This window comes from Myxococcus sp. CA051A (genome assembly GCF_013336705.1).
Classification (GTDB): Bacteria; Myxococcota; Myxococcia; order Myxococcales; family Myxococcaceae; genus Myxococcus; species Myxococcus llanfairpwllgwyngyllgogerychwyrndrobwllllantysiliogogogochensis.
In genome coordinates this window covers 512410-527746 of the sequence record NZ_JABUMS010000006.1, presented here as the reverse complement: position 1 = coordinate 527746, position 15337 = coordinate 512410, and the positions used below count along the sequence as shown (strand labels likewise).

13 protein-coding genes are annotated in these 15337 nt (G+C 69.4%); 12 read left to right on the top strand and 1 reads right to left on the bottom strand.

Translation table 11 applies throughout. From position 1 onward, the window contains the following. Positions 1-58 precede the first annotated feature (58 nt). The 12 genes from HUA74_RS20460 (at position 59) to HUA74_RS20405 (ending at position 13273) form a co-directional block, all read left to right on the top strand. Entirely contained in the window at positions 59-793 is a 735-nt protein-coding gene (locus HUA74_RS20460; protein ID WP_174455844.1) for a hypothetical protein, read from the top strand. A gap of 188 nt (positions 794-981) precedes the next feature. Beyond that, the gene (gene cpaB / locus HUA74_RS20455; RefSeq protein WP_141647166.1) at positions 982-1797 is read left to right on the top strand and encodes a Flp pilus assembly protein CpaB; all 816 of its coding nucleotides are present in this window, start codon (positions 982-984) and stop codon (positions 1795-1797) included. 39 nt (positions 1798-1836) lie between these two features. Next, positions 1837-2682 carry a type II secretion system F family protein gene (locus HUA74_RS20450; protein ID WP_141647165.1) on the top strand — a complete coding sequence of 282 codons (846 nt, stop codon included), beginning with the start codon at positions 1837-1839 and terminating at the stop codon, positions 2680-2682. Positions 2683-2692: 10 nt separating this feature from the next. Beyond that, positions 2693-3583, top strand: coding sequence for a type II secretion system F family protein (locus HUA74_RS20445; RefSeq protein ID WP_141647164.1), 891 nt, complete (start codon positions 2693-2695; stop codon positions 3581-3583). Beyond that, entirely contained in the window at positions 3564-5543 is a 1980-nt protein-coding gene (locus HUA74_RS45715; RefSeq protein WP_371817274.1) for an FHA domain-containing protein, read from the top strand. The genes HUA74_RS20445 and HUA74_RS45715 overlap by 20 nt, the downstream gene beginning before the upstream one ends. 36 nt (positions 5544-5579) lie before the next feature. After that, positions 5580-7328 carry an FHA domain-containing protein gene (locus HUA74_RS20435; protein WP_141647163.1) on the top strand — a complete coding sequence of 583 codons (1749 nt, stop codon included), beginning with the start codon at positions 5580-5582 and terminating at the stop codon, positions 7326-7328. Beyond that, a complete protein-coding gene (xseA, locus tag HUA74_RS20430; protein WP_174455843.1) occupies positions 7325-9061 on the top strand; it encodes an exodeoxyribonuclease VII large subunit in 1737 nt (578 codons plus the stop codon). Before HUA74_RS20435 ends, xseA begins: the two co-directional genes overlap by 4 nt. Before the next feature lie 48 nt (positions 9062-9109). Further along, positions 9110-9454, top strand: coding sequence for an exodeoxyribonuclease VII small subunit (xseB, locus tag HUA74_RS20425; RefSeq protein ID WP_174455842.1), 345 nt, complete (start codon positions 9110-9112; stop codon positions 9452-9454). A gap of 24 nt (positions 9455-9478) precedes the next feature. Next, entirely contained in the window at positions 9479-9859 is a 381-nt protein-coding gene (locus tag HUA74_RS20420) for a PleD family two-component system response regulator (protein ID WP_141648425.1), read from the top strand. Positions 9860-9888: 29 nt separating this feature from the next. Continuing rightward, entirely contained in the window at positions 9889-10782 is an 894-nt protein-coding gene (locus HUA74_RS20415) for a polyprenyl synthetase family protein (RefSeq protein WP_174455841.1), read from the top strand. Next, complete coding sequence (locus tag HUA74_RS20410) at positions 10782-12536, top strand: 1-deoxy-D-xylulose-5-phosphate synthase (protein WP_174455840.1); 1755 nt, start codon at positions 10782-10784, stop codon at positions 12534-12536. The genes HUA74_RS20415 and HUA74_RS20410 overlap by 1 nt, the downstream gene beginning before the upstream one ends. Beyond that, on the top strand, positions 12533-13273 hold the full coding sequence (locus tag HUA74_RS20405; RefSeq protein ID WP_141648422.1) for a TlyA family RNA methyltransferase: 741 nt from the start codon (positions 12533-12535) through the stop codon (positions 13271-13273). The genes HUA74_RS20410 and HUA74_RS20405 overlap by 4 nt, the downstream gene beginning before the upstream one ends. Positions 13274-13337: 64 nt before the next feature. Here the strand turns inward: HUA74_RS20405 and HUA74_RS20400 are convergent, their stop codons facing one another. Further along, positions 13338-14945, bottom strand: a complete 1608-nt coding sequence (locus HUA74_RS20400; RefSeq protein ID WP_174455839.1) for a hypothetical protein — start codon at positions 14943-14945, stop codon at positions 13338-13340. Between the last annotated feature and the right edge of the window lie 392 nt (positions 14946-15337).

The window sequence follows — 15337 nt, the reverse complement described above, 5'->3', positions numbered from 1 at the left end:
GGTGGCCCAGGGCCGGAGGGGTCGCTTTCGCATCAACGACGAGGACAAGGAGCGCGCAATGGCGCATGCGGCCTGGAAGTGGGTGGTCGTCGCGGCGGCGGTAGGGGCAGGGGTGCTGGCTTGCAGTGATGACGATGACGGCGGCGGAGGCGGGACGGACGGCGGCCCCATCACCTTCGATGCGGGGGTGAACAAGCAGCGGCCCGGCTTCGGCGAGGACCCGGGGGCTCCCGTGGGCACCGCCTTCGCATTCCCTCCGGGCGTGGAGATCGCCGGAGAGCTGTACGGCGCGAATGACTCCACCAAGGACTGTGGCAACGGCGTGGCGCCGGTGGGCACGGGTCCCGCGGTGCTGGTCTGCGTGCCGCTGCGAAACAACACCGGCGCCCCGGTGCTGATGACCTTCGAGCCGGGCCTCGTCATGATGAACACGGCGCCCAGCCGAATCCAGAACGGCATGTTGATGGACCGCGTGCTCATCAACCTCCCTCCCACGGGCATCGGCCCGGGCGGCATCGACGCGGGCACGGATGGTGGCACCGAGGAAGAGGTCTACGTGGTGCCCTTCCACCTCTATTGCCTCAACCAGGAGCGGGCCCCCTCCGAGCAGGATGGCACCTTCGCGTTCGGCCCCGTCTCCACGGACCCGGACATCCAGGAGCTGCTGCGGCTGCTGAGAGGGAAGACCATCGACAACGAGGACGAAGCCAACGTCGTCCAGGACGCCATTTACAGCATCACCGAATACAACGGGTTGACCGACGACGACCGCAAGGCGCTCGCGGGCCTCTGACGCAACCGCTGAATTCGACAGGGATGGCGCGGGATTCGGTGCTGTCGCGGGAGGTGGTTTTGACACCTGCTGTATCGCACGGCTAACATCCCGCGCCATCGGCGCCAAGGTGCGCCTTTCTAGATTTCTACACCCTCGAACGCCTTCGCCGCCGAACGGCGCCCCCCCGTTTTGGAGGTTCCTGAACCATGCTGAAGGGCAAGACCCCGCTCGTCGTCGCGCTCGTACTCGGCCTTCTGGCCGGCGTCATCGCGTACTCCGCCATCAAGAAGAAGGAAGCGGACGTGCGCCGCGGCTGGAACCTGGTACCCGTGGTGGTTGCGGCCCAGGACGTCCCCGAAGGCACCGTCATCTCCTTCGAGATGATCTCTCAACGTTCGGTGCCGGAGCAGTTCGTCACCTCGTCGGTGGTTCGTCCGGACTCGGCCTCCTACGTCGTGAACCAGAAGGTCCTCGTGGCACTGCAGGCGGGTGACCCGCTGCTGTGGAGCCAGTTCGAGACGACCAAGGCCGCCGAGCGCCTGTCCTCGAAGGTGCAGAAGAAGATGCGCGCGATGACCATCGAGGCGAAGAACACCACCGCCGTCGGCGGCTGGATTCGCCCCAACGACCACGTGGACATCATCGGCACGTTCCGCGACCCGCAGACCGACGAGAACGTCGGCGTGACGCTGCTGCAGAACATCATCGTGGTGGCGACCGGAAAGATCACCGGTACCACCAACGTCAACCTCATCCCGGAAGGCCAGCGCGACTACAACAACGTGTCGCTGATGGTGCTGCCGGAAGAGGCGGAAATCCTCGTGCTGGCCGCGGAACTGGGCGCTCTGACGCTCAGCTTGCGCAACGAGGACGACGTGGACCTCATCGAGGAGCGCGGCCGCGCCACCATCAGCACCCTGCTGTCCGGTGAGCGTACCCGCGTGCTGGAAGCCAAGCGCCGGGAGATCATCCAGATCATCAAGGGCGGCAGCGAGAAAGCCGCCGCCGCTGGCGCCCAGTAGTCGGCGCCACGCCGCCCTCACCCCCAGGGAAGCGCGCCCATGCTTGCCGGAATCGTCCTCCTCCTCGTCACAGGCTCTGTCTTCTTCTTCAGCCTGGTGATCTTCAGCGTCCTCTCGAAGGCGTACGAGCAGTACCAGGAGCGCTATGTCGCCAAGTCGATGAACGACTTGAGCGACATGTTCCTCTTCATCGATGCGCGCCAGATGTTGGTGCTCAACATCGCGTGCATGTGCTTGCTGGGCATCCTGACCTACATCATCTTCAACCCCATCCTGGCCGTCGTGGCCACGGTGTTCGGCTTCTTCCTGCCGATGCTGATGGTCAAGCACTACCGCAAGCGGCGCATCAAGAAGTTCAACGTCCAGCTGGTGGACGCGCTGCAGGCGATGGCCAACGCGTTCAAGGCCGGTCTCACCTTCCCGCAGGCCATCGAGCACGTGGCGCGCGAGGCGATGGCGCCGCTGTCGCAGGAGTTCGGCCTGTTCGTGAAGGAAGTGAAGCTGGGCGTGCCGTTGGAGGAGGCGCTCATCAACATGGGCCGCCGCGTGGGCAGCGACGACCTGGAGCTGGTCGTGGTGTCCACCAACATCGCGCGTCAGCTGGGCGGCAACATGGCGGAGATGTTCGAGACCATCTCCACCGTGATTCGCGAGCGCTTCCGCCTGGAAGGCAAGATCGACGCCCTCACCTCGCAGGGCAAGCTGCAGGGGTGGATCGTGGCGGCCATGCCCGGCGTGCTGGGCATGGTGCTCAACTACATGCGGCCGGACTTGATGGAGCCCATGATGAACCACTTCTTCGGGTGGATCCTCGTGGTGATCATCGCGATCATGGAAGTGCTCGGCATCCTCATCATCCGCCGCATCGTCAACATCGATATCTGAGGGGTGCTCCGTGGACATCCTGACGCAAGTGTTGGTCGGCAGCTCCGCGCTGCTCTTCGCGGGGGCCATCGGCTTCCTCGGAATCGGCCTGTACCAGGTGCTCTTCGAGCGCTTCCTGTCGGAAGTGCGCGACGAGTCCCAGGGCGGCATGAAGGGCTTCGGCTCGGTGGCCATCCGCCGCCTGGGCGCCATGAACCGCCGCTTCATCTGGCCGAGCTACGAGGCGAAGTCGCGCCGCAACCTCATCAAGGCCGGTGAGCCCCAGGGCTACAAGCCCGAGGACATGATGGCGCTGCAGGAAGTGAGCGCCGTGGTGGGCCTGCTGATGGGCCTGTTCATCCTGAACGGCACCGGACAGAACCTGGTCTGGTCCCTCCTGTTCCTGCTCTTCGGGATGTACTACCCGATGCTCTGGCTGAACGACCAGGTGAAGAAGCGCCACCTGCTCATCAGCCGCGCGCTGCCGTACAACCTGGACCTCCTGACGCTGTCGGTGGAGGCGGGTCTGGACTTCACCGCCGCGCTGGCCAAGGTGGTGGAGAAGGGCAAGGCGGGTCCGCTTCGCGAGGAGCTGCAGCTGGTGCTCAAGCAGCTCAAGATGGGCAAGACGCGCGAAGAAGGCCTCAAGAGCATGATTGTGCGCGTGGACCTGCCGTCGCTGACGACGTTCGTCACGGCGCTCATCCAGGCGGACAAGATGGGAACGAGCCTGGGCAAGGTGCTGCGCATCCAGTCCACGCAGATGCGCATCGACCGCACGCAGCGCGCGGAGAAGCTGGCTGGCGAGGCCCCGGTGAAGATGCTCTTCCCTCTCATCGCCTGCATCTTCCCGACCGTGTTCATGGTGCTCTTCGGGCCCATCGTGTTCCAGTTCTTCTTCGGTGAGCTCGCGGGGGGATAGTCCTCTGCCGATTCTCCTCTCCATCACCAAGGGGCTCCAGCAGGGAAGGGAGCTCGTCTTCGAGCAGGCCGAGGTGAACATCGGTCGCACGCCGGAGAACGACCTGGTGCTGCACGACCATGGCGTCTCCCGGCTGCACGCCCGCATCGTCATGCGTGGCGGGCAGTACTTCACGCAGGACATGGGCAGCTCCAACGGCACGGCGCTCAACGGCAGCCGGCTGCTGGGCGAGCAGCTCCTGCGTGACGGAGACCGCATCGGCGTGGGCCCGGTGGAGTTCACCTTCCTCTGGGTGCCTCCGGACGGGGACGAGGACGCCACGCGTCCCATCCGCCGCAACGCGCCCGCGCCGCCGCCCCCCGGGGGCCTGGATCAGCACTACCTCCCCACGGGCGAGGTCCCCCTCATCGCGCCCGTCGCCCCGCGCCAGGCCCCGGTGCTGATCGAGGACTCGCCAGCGGTGTCTCCGCCCAGCGGCAAGCGACCCCTCGTCGCGCCCGTGGCGCCACGCCCGCCGCCACCGGTGCTGGCGGATGAGTTCCCAGCGCTGCCACCGCCCAGCGGCAAGCGCCCCCTCGTCGCACCCGTGGCGCCTCCCAGCCTTCCGTTCATGGAGGTCCTGGCGGAGGAGCGCACCGAGGTGGCCTTCACCGGCGAGCGGCCCGTGGTGGTTCCGACCCTCCTCCCGCTCATGGACTCGCAGCCGGAGGAGCGCACCGAGGTGGCCCTGCCCCTCCGGGTGCCACCCATCGCCACCGCCATGCCTCCGGGGCTCATCGAGCTTCCGACGGAGGAGCGAGAAGAGCGCACGGAGCTGGCGCTGCCCACGCTCCCCGACCTGGGCCTCCTGGACGAGCCGACCCTGGATGATGCCACCCGGCCGATTCGGACCCGCGCTCCAGGAGCCCCGGCCTTCGCCCCCTCGGCCCTGGCCATCGCGCCGGCCCCCGGGACGTCGCCGCTCGCCGCGGAGTCCACGACGAAGGTTTCGCCCGCACCCGCTCCCACGGGGCCGAGCGCCGCGGACCGGGCCCGTCAGCGGAGGGAACTCGCGAGCTCTCGCGGCGGACGGCTCCTGCTCTGGTGGCGAGGGCTGCCGCTGGCCCGCAAGCTCCTGACGAGCACGGTGACGCTCTTCGTGCTGGGGCTGGCGGGCAGTGCGCTGGCCTTCGTCTTCCTGCCGGGCGGCCTGTCCGCGGGGGGCCCGGGTTCGGAGCCCTTGAGCCTGGGCGTCGAGAACGTCCCCGACTCGTTCGGCCTGGGCGAGGGCGTGCGCTGGGAGCGCACAGACCAGAAGTCCTTCGACTTCCAGTTCGTCGCTCCCACCCGCGCCGTGGCCCTGCTGCACTACCAGGCCAGCGGAATCTCCAAGGAGGAGGTGTCCCTGGCGCTCAACGGGGTGAACCTCGGCTGGGTCCCTCCGGATACCACCACCACCGCCGAGCGCGAGCTGGAGCACATCCTCCCCGCCAATACGCTCAAGCGCGGGGCGCTCAACAGCTTCGTCTTCGACAACGTTCGCAACCCTCCCGGAAATGAGACGTGGCGGGTCTGGAACCTGCGGCTGGAGGTCATCCCCGTGCCGGAGCTTCCCCCCGAGCAGCTGCTCTCACAGGCGCGGGAGTATGCCTCCACGGGCCGGCGGTTCTTCGACACCAAGGGCGTGGGCGCGGAGAACCTCTTCCGGGCCTGGCAGCAGTTCCGCTTCGCCTGGCTCACCCTGGAGGCCCTGGACACCAAGCCGGACCTCTACCAGGACGTCCGCTACCAGCTGTCCCAGGTCTCCGCCGAGCTGGACCACCAATGCGCTCAGCTCATGCTGGAATTCCAACGGAGTGTGCAGTTCCGGAGCGCGAGGAAGGCCCGGGCGGCGCTGCAAGAAGTGAGCAGACGCTTCCCTACCACCGAGCATCGCTGCCACAATCTTGCCCAGGAAAAGGCGTTCGAGCACGAGCTCTGAGCTGGTGCTCTTTTTTCAGGAAGTCGGTGATTCGCCATGTCGAACGGTTCCCCTCCTGCTCGTCGCAGGCCTCCTTCCGGGACGCCCTCGGGCGGGACAGGAGCTCGCCCCGCTGCTCGCAGGACGTCTCCTGTTTCCGCTGCCCGCGCCCCCGGGGCGGCCACCCCTCGACTCATCTGCGTCGCGGGGCCCAAGTCAGGTGAGGAGTTCTCGCTGGAGGATGGCGAGTACGTCATCGGTCGCGCCGCGGACAACCCCATCTGCATCCCCGACACCTCCGTGTCGCGCAAGCACGTCATGGTGCGCAAGGCGGGTGCGGGCTGGATGGTGAGCGACCTGGGCTCCGGCAACGGGACGCTCGTCAATGGCGAGGCCATTGGCGAGGAGACGCCCCTGGCCAACGGCGATGTCATCACCCTGGGCGACACGGAGCTGCGCTTCGAGGACGTGGTCAACTCCACGATGATGGTCGCAACCCCGTCGCGGGGGCGGACGTCGAGTGCCTCCTCCGCCGCTTCCGGGAGCCGGGGCTCATCGCCGGCCCGGCCGCCTCCGCGCGTGGAGGGCGGCCGCGTGCGCAGCGCGCGCTCTTCGGCGATGGCGCCGCCCGACCCCGAGGTCCAGCGCAAGAAGATGCGCCTGAAGCTGCTCGCTGGCGGCGTGGTGGTGGTGCTCTTCGCCGGCCTGGGCATCGCGCGCATGCGCGTGGTGAAGGAGCAGGAGGCGATTCTCGTCCGCAAGGGCGAGCAGGACGCCGTCCGCAAGGAGCTGAGCACCATCTTCCAGGACGCGAAGAACCTGGTGCGCGAAGGCAAGTGGGTGGAGGCCAAGGCGAAGCTGGAGGAGCTGGCCGCCTCCGCTCCCGACTACCCTGGCGTGAAGGACTATCTCCAGCACGCCGAGCGCGAGATTCCCGTCCAGGAGCGCCTCACGGAGGCGCGCACCGCACTCGCCAGGAACGAGCTGGGCAAGGCCTCCGCGGCGCTGGGCAAGGCCGGTGAGAGCCAGTTCCTCTACGAGCAGGTCAGCGCGGCGAAGCGGGAGCTGTCGGAGTTGGCCGACAAGCGCACGCGCGAGGCGAGGGCCGCGCTGGATGGCAACCAGTTGGACTCCTCCAAGGCCATCACCGACGATGTCCTCAAGGCCTTCCCGGAGCACCGCGACGCCAAGATCATCAACGAGCAGGCGGCGCAGGCCATCACCGTTCGCGACACGCCCCGGGTGATTCCCACCGGCCCCGCCCCCAAGCCCTGGGAGCCCGCCGTCGAGCGCTTCCGCGACGGCGATATGTCCGGCGCCGTGGCCATCCTCAACGCGTGCATGTCGAAGAACCCGCAGTGCAAGAAGCTGCTCGCGCAGATGTCGGAGTTCAGCACGCTCTACAAGCGACTGGAGGACCTGGAGGCGAAGGGGCTGCAAAAGCTGCTGTCGCTCGACAAGGACATCACCGACGGGCGCACCAGCAAGATGGCGCGCAACGCGGGCACTCGCGCGGCGACCATCTTCTACAAGAGCGCCAGCTCCGCGAAGGCTTCCGGTCAGTGGGCCCGCGCCATGGAGTTCGCGCGGCGCACGCTGCAGGCCGACCCGGGCCACGCGGGCGCGGCGAACATCATCAGCGAGCTGAAGACGAAGGGGCGGGAGCTCTACCTCCTGGCCTACTCCCTGAAGGACGGCAGCCCCGAGGACGCGCTGCCCAAGTTCAAGGACGTGGTGGCCATGACGCCTCCGGATGACGAGTACCACGACAAGGCGAAGTCCTGGGTCGAGAAGCTCTCGCGATGAAGAAGCGCAAGGGCGCGGGCGGCGAGTCACCGCCGCCCGTCACGTCGGGTTCTCAGTGGGACTTGTTCGGAGCCACTCCCGCGCCCTCCACCGCCGCGCCGCCGTCGGCGCCGCGCGTGGTGGCCCTGCCGAGGAAGGCGCCTCCACCGCCTCCTCCGGTGGACGCGGACGGCACGGGGCTCTTGGGGCCGTTGGAGGGTGTGCCCGCCGCGCCGCCCAAGCCCGAGCGCTCGGTGCTTTCGGTGGCCGAGCTCACGCGTCAGCTCAAACAGACGTTGGAGTCCCGCTTCGCGCGTGTGCTGGTTCGCGGTGAGGTGACGGGCTTTCGCGGCGCCAACGCGCGAGGGCATTGGTACTTCTCGCTGAAGGACTCCGTCGCCTCCATCGACGCCAAGGTGTGGGCCTCGATGGCGGGGCGGATGCGCTTCGCGCTGCGCGACGGCATGGAGGTGCTGGCCGAGGGCAGCGTCGACCTGTACGAGCCGCAGGGACGCTACAGCCTCATCGTCTCGCGGCTGGAGCCGGTGGGGGAGGGCGCGCTGGCGCTCGCCTTCGAACAGCTCAAGGCGCGACTGGCGGCCGAGGGGCTCATCGGCGACCGCCGGGTGAGGGCCCCGCGTCCGTTGCCGTTCCTGCCCCAGCGCATCGGCGTGGTGACGAGCCGCACGGGCGCGGCGCTCCAGGACTTCTTGCGCGTGCTGCACTCGCGCAACCCCCGGCTGAGCGTGCTCCTGGCGGACGCGCGCGTGCAGGGCGAGGGCTCCGCGCCGGAGGTGGCCCGGGCGATTGCCCGACTGGCTCGCACCGACGTGGACGTCATCGTGGTGACGCGCGGCGGTGGCTCGGTGGAGGACCTCTGGACCTTCAACGAGGAGGAGGTGGCGCGCGCCATCTTCGCCTCGCCGGTACCGGTGGTGTCGGCCATCGGCCACGAGATTGACTTCACCATCTCCGACTTCGTGGCGGACTGGCGGGCGGCGACCCCCAGCGCGGCGGCGGAGCGACTGGCGCCGGTGCTCGCGGACCTGGAGCTGTCGCTGGCCACCCAGGCGGGGCGGCTGCGCCGGGCCATGGAACGCCGGGTGCTGGAGCTGCGTGAGCGACAGGGTCAGCTCGCCTCCCGGCTGGATGATCCGCGGCGGGCGCTCAATCATCAGCGGCTGCACCTATCCGAACAGGTGGAAGCGATGATGCGCGTGCTGCGGCCCGCCGTGCGCGAGCGCCGTGAGTCGCTGCGCGCGCTGACGGAGCGCCTGCAGCGCTCGCGGCCCCAGGCCCGGCTGAGCGAGCAGCGGGCACATCTGCTGAAGCTGGCCATGCGACTGTCGGAGGCGGCGCGCGCGGGCGTGGCGACGCGGCAGGCGACGCTGGCGACGGCGCGACTCGGGTTGGAGCGGGCCTCGCCGACGGCGCTCATCTCGCGAGAGCATGCCCGGCTGGCGGCGCACCAGGCACGCCTGCGGGCGCTTCAGCAGGGGACGCTGGCGGAAGCGCAGAGGCGTTTCCAGCGTCTGGAAGGGCGACTGGACGCGATGAGCCCGCTGAAGGTGATGTCGCGTGGCTACTCGGTGGTGTTCCGTCAGCGAGACGGCGGGGTGGTGCGCTCCGCCGCGGATGTCGAGGTGGGAGAGCGCCTGGGCATCAAACTCGCGGCGAATGGGGCGAAGACGCTGGGCGGATGTGAAGAAGTCGAAGCCACTGTCACGTCGGTAAAAGGGCCGGTGGACTGCTAACGGGCCACCCTCTAGAGTCCCGCGCCCCGAACGGGGAGGTGGAAGGCTGTGGCGAAGGCGGACAAGGCGTCCAAGGCGGACAAGGCGGCGGAGGGCGAGGTTCCCGGGCAGTACGGGGACGTCGTGTCCCGGCTCGAGGAGACGGTGGGCCGGCTGGAGAGCGGCAATCTGTCGTTGGAGGACTCTCTCAAGGCGTTCGAGGAAGGCATCCGGCTGGTACGCCGGGGTGAGAAGCTGCTGACCGAGGCGGAGCAGCGCATCGAACAGTTGCTCCAGGATGAGGACGGCAACGATGTGGTGGCGCCGCTGTCCGTGGCTGCCCGTCCCGCCGCCCAGGCGGCCCCCCGGGCGCCTGCCCCCCGACCTCCCCCCGAGGATGACGTCCCGTTCTAGTTCGTGCGGGACGCGCACACCGGCATGTCGAAGCCGAAGATCACCATCGTCGACGATGACCGCGACACGCGGGAATTGCTCGCGGCGGCCCTCGAGGACGAGGGCTTCGAGGTCACGCTCGCGGCCAACGGCCTGCGGCTCATCGCCTCGCTGCAGCTCCACCGCCCGCAAGCCATCCTCCTGGACGTGAACATGTCCTGGATTGACGGCTTCGAGCTGTGCAAGGCGGTGAAGAAGAACGAGCACTTCCGGGACATCCCCATCATCTTCATCAGCGGGCGGGGAGACTCCGACGACAAGCGGCGAGGTCGCGAGGTCGGCGCCGCGGACTACTTCGTCAAGCCCCTGGATACGGAGAAGCTCGTCCGGCGCATTCGGGAGCTGGTGACTCCACCGGCTCCCTAGTATTCCAGCAGCGCAAGGAGCACCGACGCTTGGCCCACTTCGACCTGGACACCTTCCTGCGCACCCAGCAGGCGCGGGTGGAATCGCTGTTGCTCGAGCGCGCGGACCGGCTCGCTTCCTCTGGTGCGCCTCCCCGGCTGGTGGAGGCCATGCGCTACTCGCTGCTCGCGGGCGGCAAGCGGCTGCGGCCCGTGCTGTGCCTCACCTTCGCGGACACGGTGGCGCGCGCTTCCCTGGTGTCTCCCGTGTCCGGTGACGCGGCCTGCGCGCTGGAGTACGTCCACACGTACTCGCTGGTGCATGACGACCTGCCGGCGATGGATGACGACGACTTTCGCCGCGGCCGGCCCACCAACCACAAGGTGTACGGCGAGGCGATGGCCATCCTCGCGGGCGACGCGCTCTTGACGGAGGCCTTCGTGTTGCTCGGCGACGGGCCGGAGCCCGTGCGGGGCGCGCTGTGCCGGGAGCTGGCGGTGGCCTCGGGCGCTGCGGGCATGGTGGGTGGACAGGTGCTGGACACCGCGGAGGACCGTCCCGCCGTCCTGGACTACCTGGTGCGGATGCACCGGCTGAAGACGGGGGCCCTCATCCGCGCGGCGTGTCGCATGGGCGCGCTGGCGGGCGGTGGAGACGCGGAGTCGCTGGTCCGCGCGCAGCTCTACGGTGACGCGGTGGGCCTGGCCTTCCAGATCGCCGACGACGTGCTGGACGTGACGGCCACGCGCGAGCAACTCGGCAAGCCGGCGGGCGCCGACGCGGAGGCGGGGCGCCACACGTTCCCCGCCGTGGTGGGGCTGGACGCCTCGCGGCGGATGGCCGAGGAGCAGGTGGCCCTGGCGGTGGAAGCGGTGCGTCCGCTCGAAGGCGAGGATGGACCGCTGGCGGCGCTCGCGCGCTACGTGGTGGAGCGGAAGTCCTGATGGCGCAGCAGTTGCTGGCACGCATCGCCTCTCCGACCGATGTGCGGGCGCTTCCCGAAGCGGACCTGCCCCAGCTGTGCGAGGAGCTCCGGGAAGACATCATCTCCATCTGCGGGAAGGTGGGCGGCCACCTGGGCGCCTCCCTGGGCGCCGTGGAGCTCATCGTCGCGCTCCATCGCGTCTTTCACTCGCCCACCGACGCGATTCTCTTCGACGTGGGTCACCAGACGTACGCGCACAAGCTGCTCACCGGGCGGCGCGAGCGCATGCACACGCTGCGGCAGGCCGGTGGCGTGGCGCCCTTCCTGGACCCTCGCGAGAGTCCGCATGACGCGCTGCTGGCGGGCCACTCCTGCACGGCGGTGTCGGCGGCGCTGGGGCTGCTGGAGGGCCGCAGGATGCTGGGCCACCGGGGCCACGTGGTGGCGGTGCTCGGGGATGGGGGCCTGACCGGAGGGCTGACTTTCGAGGGCCTCAACAACGCGGGAGGCAGTCACCTGCCGCTCGTCGTCGTGCTCAACGACAACCAGATGTCCATCAGCGCCAACGTGGGCGCGATTCCCTCGCTGCTGCGCACCCGGGGCGCGCGCGACTTCTTCCAGGGCCTGGGCTTCACGTACCTGGGGCCCGTGGATGGCCATGACCTGGGCGCGCTGGTGCACGCGCTGCGCGAGGCCCGTGCTTCGTCCCGGCCCGTGGTCGTGCATGCGCTGACGCTCAAGGGCAAGGGGTTCCCTCCCGCGGAGGCGGACGCGCAGACGCGGGGCCACGCCATGGGCCCGTACGAGTGGCGCGACGGCAAGCTGGTGCGCTCGCGCGGAGGCCACCGCACGTACAGCGAGGCGCTCGCGTGGGCACTGGAAGAGGCGATGGCGCGCGACTCGAGCGTCGTGGCGGTGACGCCCGCGATGTTGGAGGGCTCCGCGCTCAATGCCCTCAAGGCGCGCTTCCCGGACCGCGTACACGACGTGGGCATCGCCGAGCAGCACGCCGTCACCTTCTGCGCGGGACTCGCCGCCGCGGGGGCTCGCCCCGTGTGCTGCATCTACTCCACGTTCCTGCAGCGCGCGTATGACCAGATCATCCACGACGTGTGCCTGCCGGGCCTGCCCGTCGTCTTCGCGGTGGACCGCGCGGGACTGGTGGGCGCGGACGGCGCCACGCACCAGGGCACCTACGACGTGGCCTCGCTCCGTCCGCTCCCGGGCCTCGCGTTGTGGGCGCCCGTGGTGGGCGAGGACTTCGCGCCCATGCTCGCCACCGCGCTCCAATCGTCGCGGCCCTCCGTCCTCCGCTTTCCTCGGGGCACGCTGCCCGCGCTGCCTCCCGAAGTGCGGGTGGAAGAAGCGCCCGTGCGGGGAGCGCGCTGGCTCGTTCGCGCCGAGCGTCCGGAGCTGACGCTGGTGACCCTGGGCCCGCTGGGCCTGGCGGCGCTGGAAGCCGCTCGGAATGAGCCTGGGTGGAGCGTGCTCGACGCTCGGGGCCTGTCGCCGCTGGACGAGGCCGCGCTGCTGGAAGCCGCCTCCCACGGGCCTGTCGTCGTGGCGGAGGAGGGGACGGTGCGCGGGGGCCTGGGGAGCGCCGTGCTGGAGCTCTACGCGGAGCGCGGTGTCCACGCGCGGGTGCGGGTGCTGGGCATGCCGGACACCTTCATGCCCCACGGGGACGCGCGGGTGCAGCGCGCGGAGCTTGGGCTGGACGCGGCGGGACTCCGGCGGGCAGGACTGTCGCTGCTGGAGAGGAGCGAACCGTGAAGCCTCGCAAGGAGCGGGTGGACGTGCTGGTGGTGGAGCGCGGCCTGGCCGAGTCGCGCACCAAGGCCCAGGCGCTCATCCTCGCCGGGCTGGTGGTGGTGGATGACCAGCGCGTGGACAAGCCCGGTTCCCTCATCCCGGTGGAGGCCGAGCTGCGCCTCAAGGGCGAGGTGCTTCCCTATGTCTCTCGCGGAGGGTTGAAGCTGAAGGGGGCCATCGACCGCTTCGGGCTCGACGTGCGCGGGAAGGTGGCCGCCGACATCGGCGCGAGCACGGGAGGCTTCACCGACTGCCTGCTCCAGCACGGCGCGGTGCGGGTCCACGCCATCGACGTGGGCTACGGCCAGCTCCACGAGAAGCTCCGGAAGGATGACCGGGTGCGCTCGCGTGAGCGCGTCAACGCGCGCTACCTGACGGACGAGGACCTGCCGGAGAAGGTGGGCGTCATCGTCATCGACGTCAGCTTCATCTCGCTCACCCAGGTGTTGCCCTCGGTGCTGCGCTTCCTGGAGCCAGGCGGCCTGCTGGCCGCGCTGGTGAAGCCCCAGTTCGAGGTGGGGCCGGACCGGGTGGGCAAGGGCGGCGTGGTGAGAGACGCCGCCGCGCGCCAGGATGCCATCGACACCGTGACGGCCTTCGTGCGCGAGCAGGGCCTCACCGTGCGGGGACTGATGGACTCCCCCGTGCCGGGGCCCGCCGGCAACGTCGAAGCCCTCCTGGTCGCCGAGCGGCCCTGAGTCCGCCCGTGAGTGCTCGGATGGGTAGGGCGGAGCGTGTGCGCCGCGCCCTTCCCGAAGGTCCTTACGGCCGGGCGCTGCGGTACTGCGAAGAGGGCTGGAGCTGGAGCAGCTTGAGTCCGGTGCGCATCCAGAGCCGGCCGGTGTCGTCGAAGGCGGCGCCCATGGAGACGGGCACCTGGTAGCGGAAGAGCTCGCGACCTTCGGCCACGCTGCCCGAAGATTGATCCACGCCCACCAGCTCCACCGGCAACGTCACCGTCTGCCCCTGCGCGGCCGGCCCGTTGAGGAAGAACAGGTCCGAAGAGGGGTTCGCCGGGAGCAGGAACTTCACGTGGAGCGCGCCGTTGGCGTCCACCGAGCGGCTCTCCCGGTTGCGGATGACGCCCGTGGTCGCATCCAGCAGCCACACGCGCTGCGTCGTCGCGGCGGCCACGCGGTTGCCGTTGGCGTATGTGGCGATCTGCTTCACCTGACCGGTGAGCACGCCCGTGGCCCACTTCGACGCGGCGCCCTCGCAGCCATCCAGGGTCGCGACGCACGCGAGGACCTGCGACTTGTCCTCGGGCAGGGCGAAGCCCAGGTACAGGATGCTGCCATCCGGGCTGAACGAGCCCACCGGAAGCGGCGTGGAGGTGTTGGACGTGAAGAGCTGACGGATGATGCGCGTGGCCTGCAGCGTTCCGCCCGCGGAATCCGTGCCGCCGTCCAGCTCCTCGACGATGACGTCCGAGCGGTTCTCGCTGTAGGCGATGTGGCTGGCGGCGAGCACCCGGCCGTCGCTGCGCACCACGAGGTCACCAATGGGGTCGCCGACCGAAATCTCCCGCGTGTACTTCCACCGGGTGACGCCGATGCCCAGGCCGTCCGTGGTGTCGTGGGTGATGCGGTAGATGGGCCCAGGCTCGGAGCGGATGACGGCGTCGCCGTTGGGCATGACGGTCAAATCCTCGACCTTGAGGTCGATGGGCGTGCGCGACGAAATCTTGAAGTCGTCGCCGACGGCGAAGGCGCCGTAGCCCGGCGTCCAGACCCAGCGCTTGCGCGTGACGGCGTGGCGCGGGGTGATGACCGTGGACGCGTTGCAGAGGGTGGGGACCTGGAGGGCGGAGGCCCCGCTGCCCGCGGAGTTGTGGCGGTACATCGTCTCCAGGCCGCCCGTGGTCGTCTTGGCGCAGCTCAGGAAGGTCATCCCGGCGCCCGTGCCGTCGATGGCGAGCGGGGTGGAGTAGACCTGGGCGCCCTGGGGATCCTCCACCACCCGGGCCACCGGGAAGAACGTGGCGGGCTGGGGAAGGGACGTGTTCTTCCGCCCGTCGTCGCACACCACCTCCGCGGTGAGCGACAGGCTGGCGGCGATGCCGACCAGCGGGTTGGCGTAGGGAATGTCCGACGCCAGCAGCTCCACGGGGGTGGCGCCGCTCCCATAGGGGAACGCCTTGAGGAAGGTGGTGCGGTCGTACATGTTCAGCGTGGCGACCTTCTCGCAGCCGGACACGGTGACGCTGAGCTTGAGGGACGTCCCCGCGGAGTTCCCTTCGAGGACCGTCAAGGCGACCTGGGGGGGATCCGGCGTGGGCGGCGGCGGATCATCGCCGCAAGCGGTGGCCAGGCTGGAGACGAGAACGAGGGCGGTGCGCCATGCACGCCGAGTCACGGGAGGGTGGAGCATGGCACCGCACTCTACCTCGCTCGCACCATTCCCGGCATCATCCCCCCTCCCGAAACGCTTCCGCAGGCCGGGGCAGGCGTCGATTGCGGCCCTTGACAGGCCCGTGACGTGATAGCCGCCGATACTCCGTACGTGGAGGCCGGTAAATCCGCGAAGCCAGGGTGATACGGAAACGGGTGGGAGCAAGCGATGAGGGCCGGATGGATGCTTGAATGGACGGCGCCCGACCGGGCGACCGGCGCTGGCGCGTCAAGGACCTGGGAAGGTTCTTCGCCCGGCGCTGTTCCGCGCGCCCATTCCACTCGGAGCACCCGGTGGGCGCGGCGCGGGAGCCCGCGAGGAGCACCTTCGACGTTCGTGCGGGAAAGCCACGATGGGCGTGGCGCATCCGC

Bases quoted from the DNA above. Each gene is read 5' to 3' on its own strand.
- HUA74_RS20460 (WP_174455844.1), top strand. From the start codon at position 59: ATGGCGCATGCGGCCTGGAAGTGGGTGGTCGTCGCGGCGGCGGTAGGG.
- HUA74_RS20410 (WP_174455840.1), top strand. From the start codon at position 10,782: ATGGCGCAGCAGTTGCTGGCACGCATCGCCTCTCCGACCGATGTGCGG.
- cpaB (WP_141647166.1), top strand. From the start codon at position 982: ATGCTGAAGGGCAAGACCCCGCTCGTCGTCGCGCTCGTACTCGGCCTT.
- HUA74_RS20420 (WP_141648425.1), top strand. From the start codon at position 9,479: ATGTCGAAGCCGAAGATCACCATCGTCGACGATGACCGCGACACGCGG.
- HUA74_RS20435 (WP_141647163.1), top strand. From the start codon at position 5,580: ATGTCGAACGGTTCCCCTCCTGCTCGTCGCAGGCCTCCTTCCGGGACG.
- HUA74_RS20400 (WP_174455839.1), bottom strand. From the start codon at position 14,945: ATGCTCCACCCTCCCGTGACTCGGCGTGCATGGCGCACCGCCCTCGTT.
- xseA (WP_174455843.1), top strand. From the start codon at position 7,325: ATGAAGAAGCGCAAGGGCGCGGGCGGCGAGTCACCGCCGCCCGTCACG.
- HUA74_RS20450 (WP_141647165.1), top strand. From the start codon at position 1,837: ATGCTTGCCGGAATCGTCCTCCTCCTCGTCACAGGCTCTGTCTTCTTC.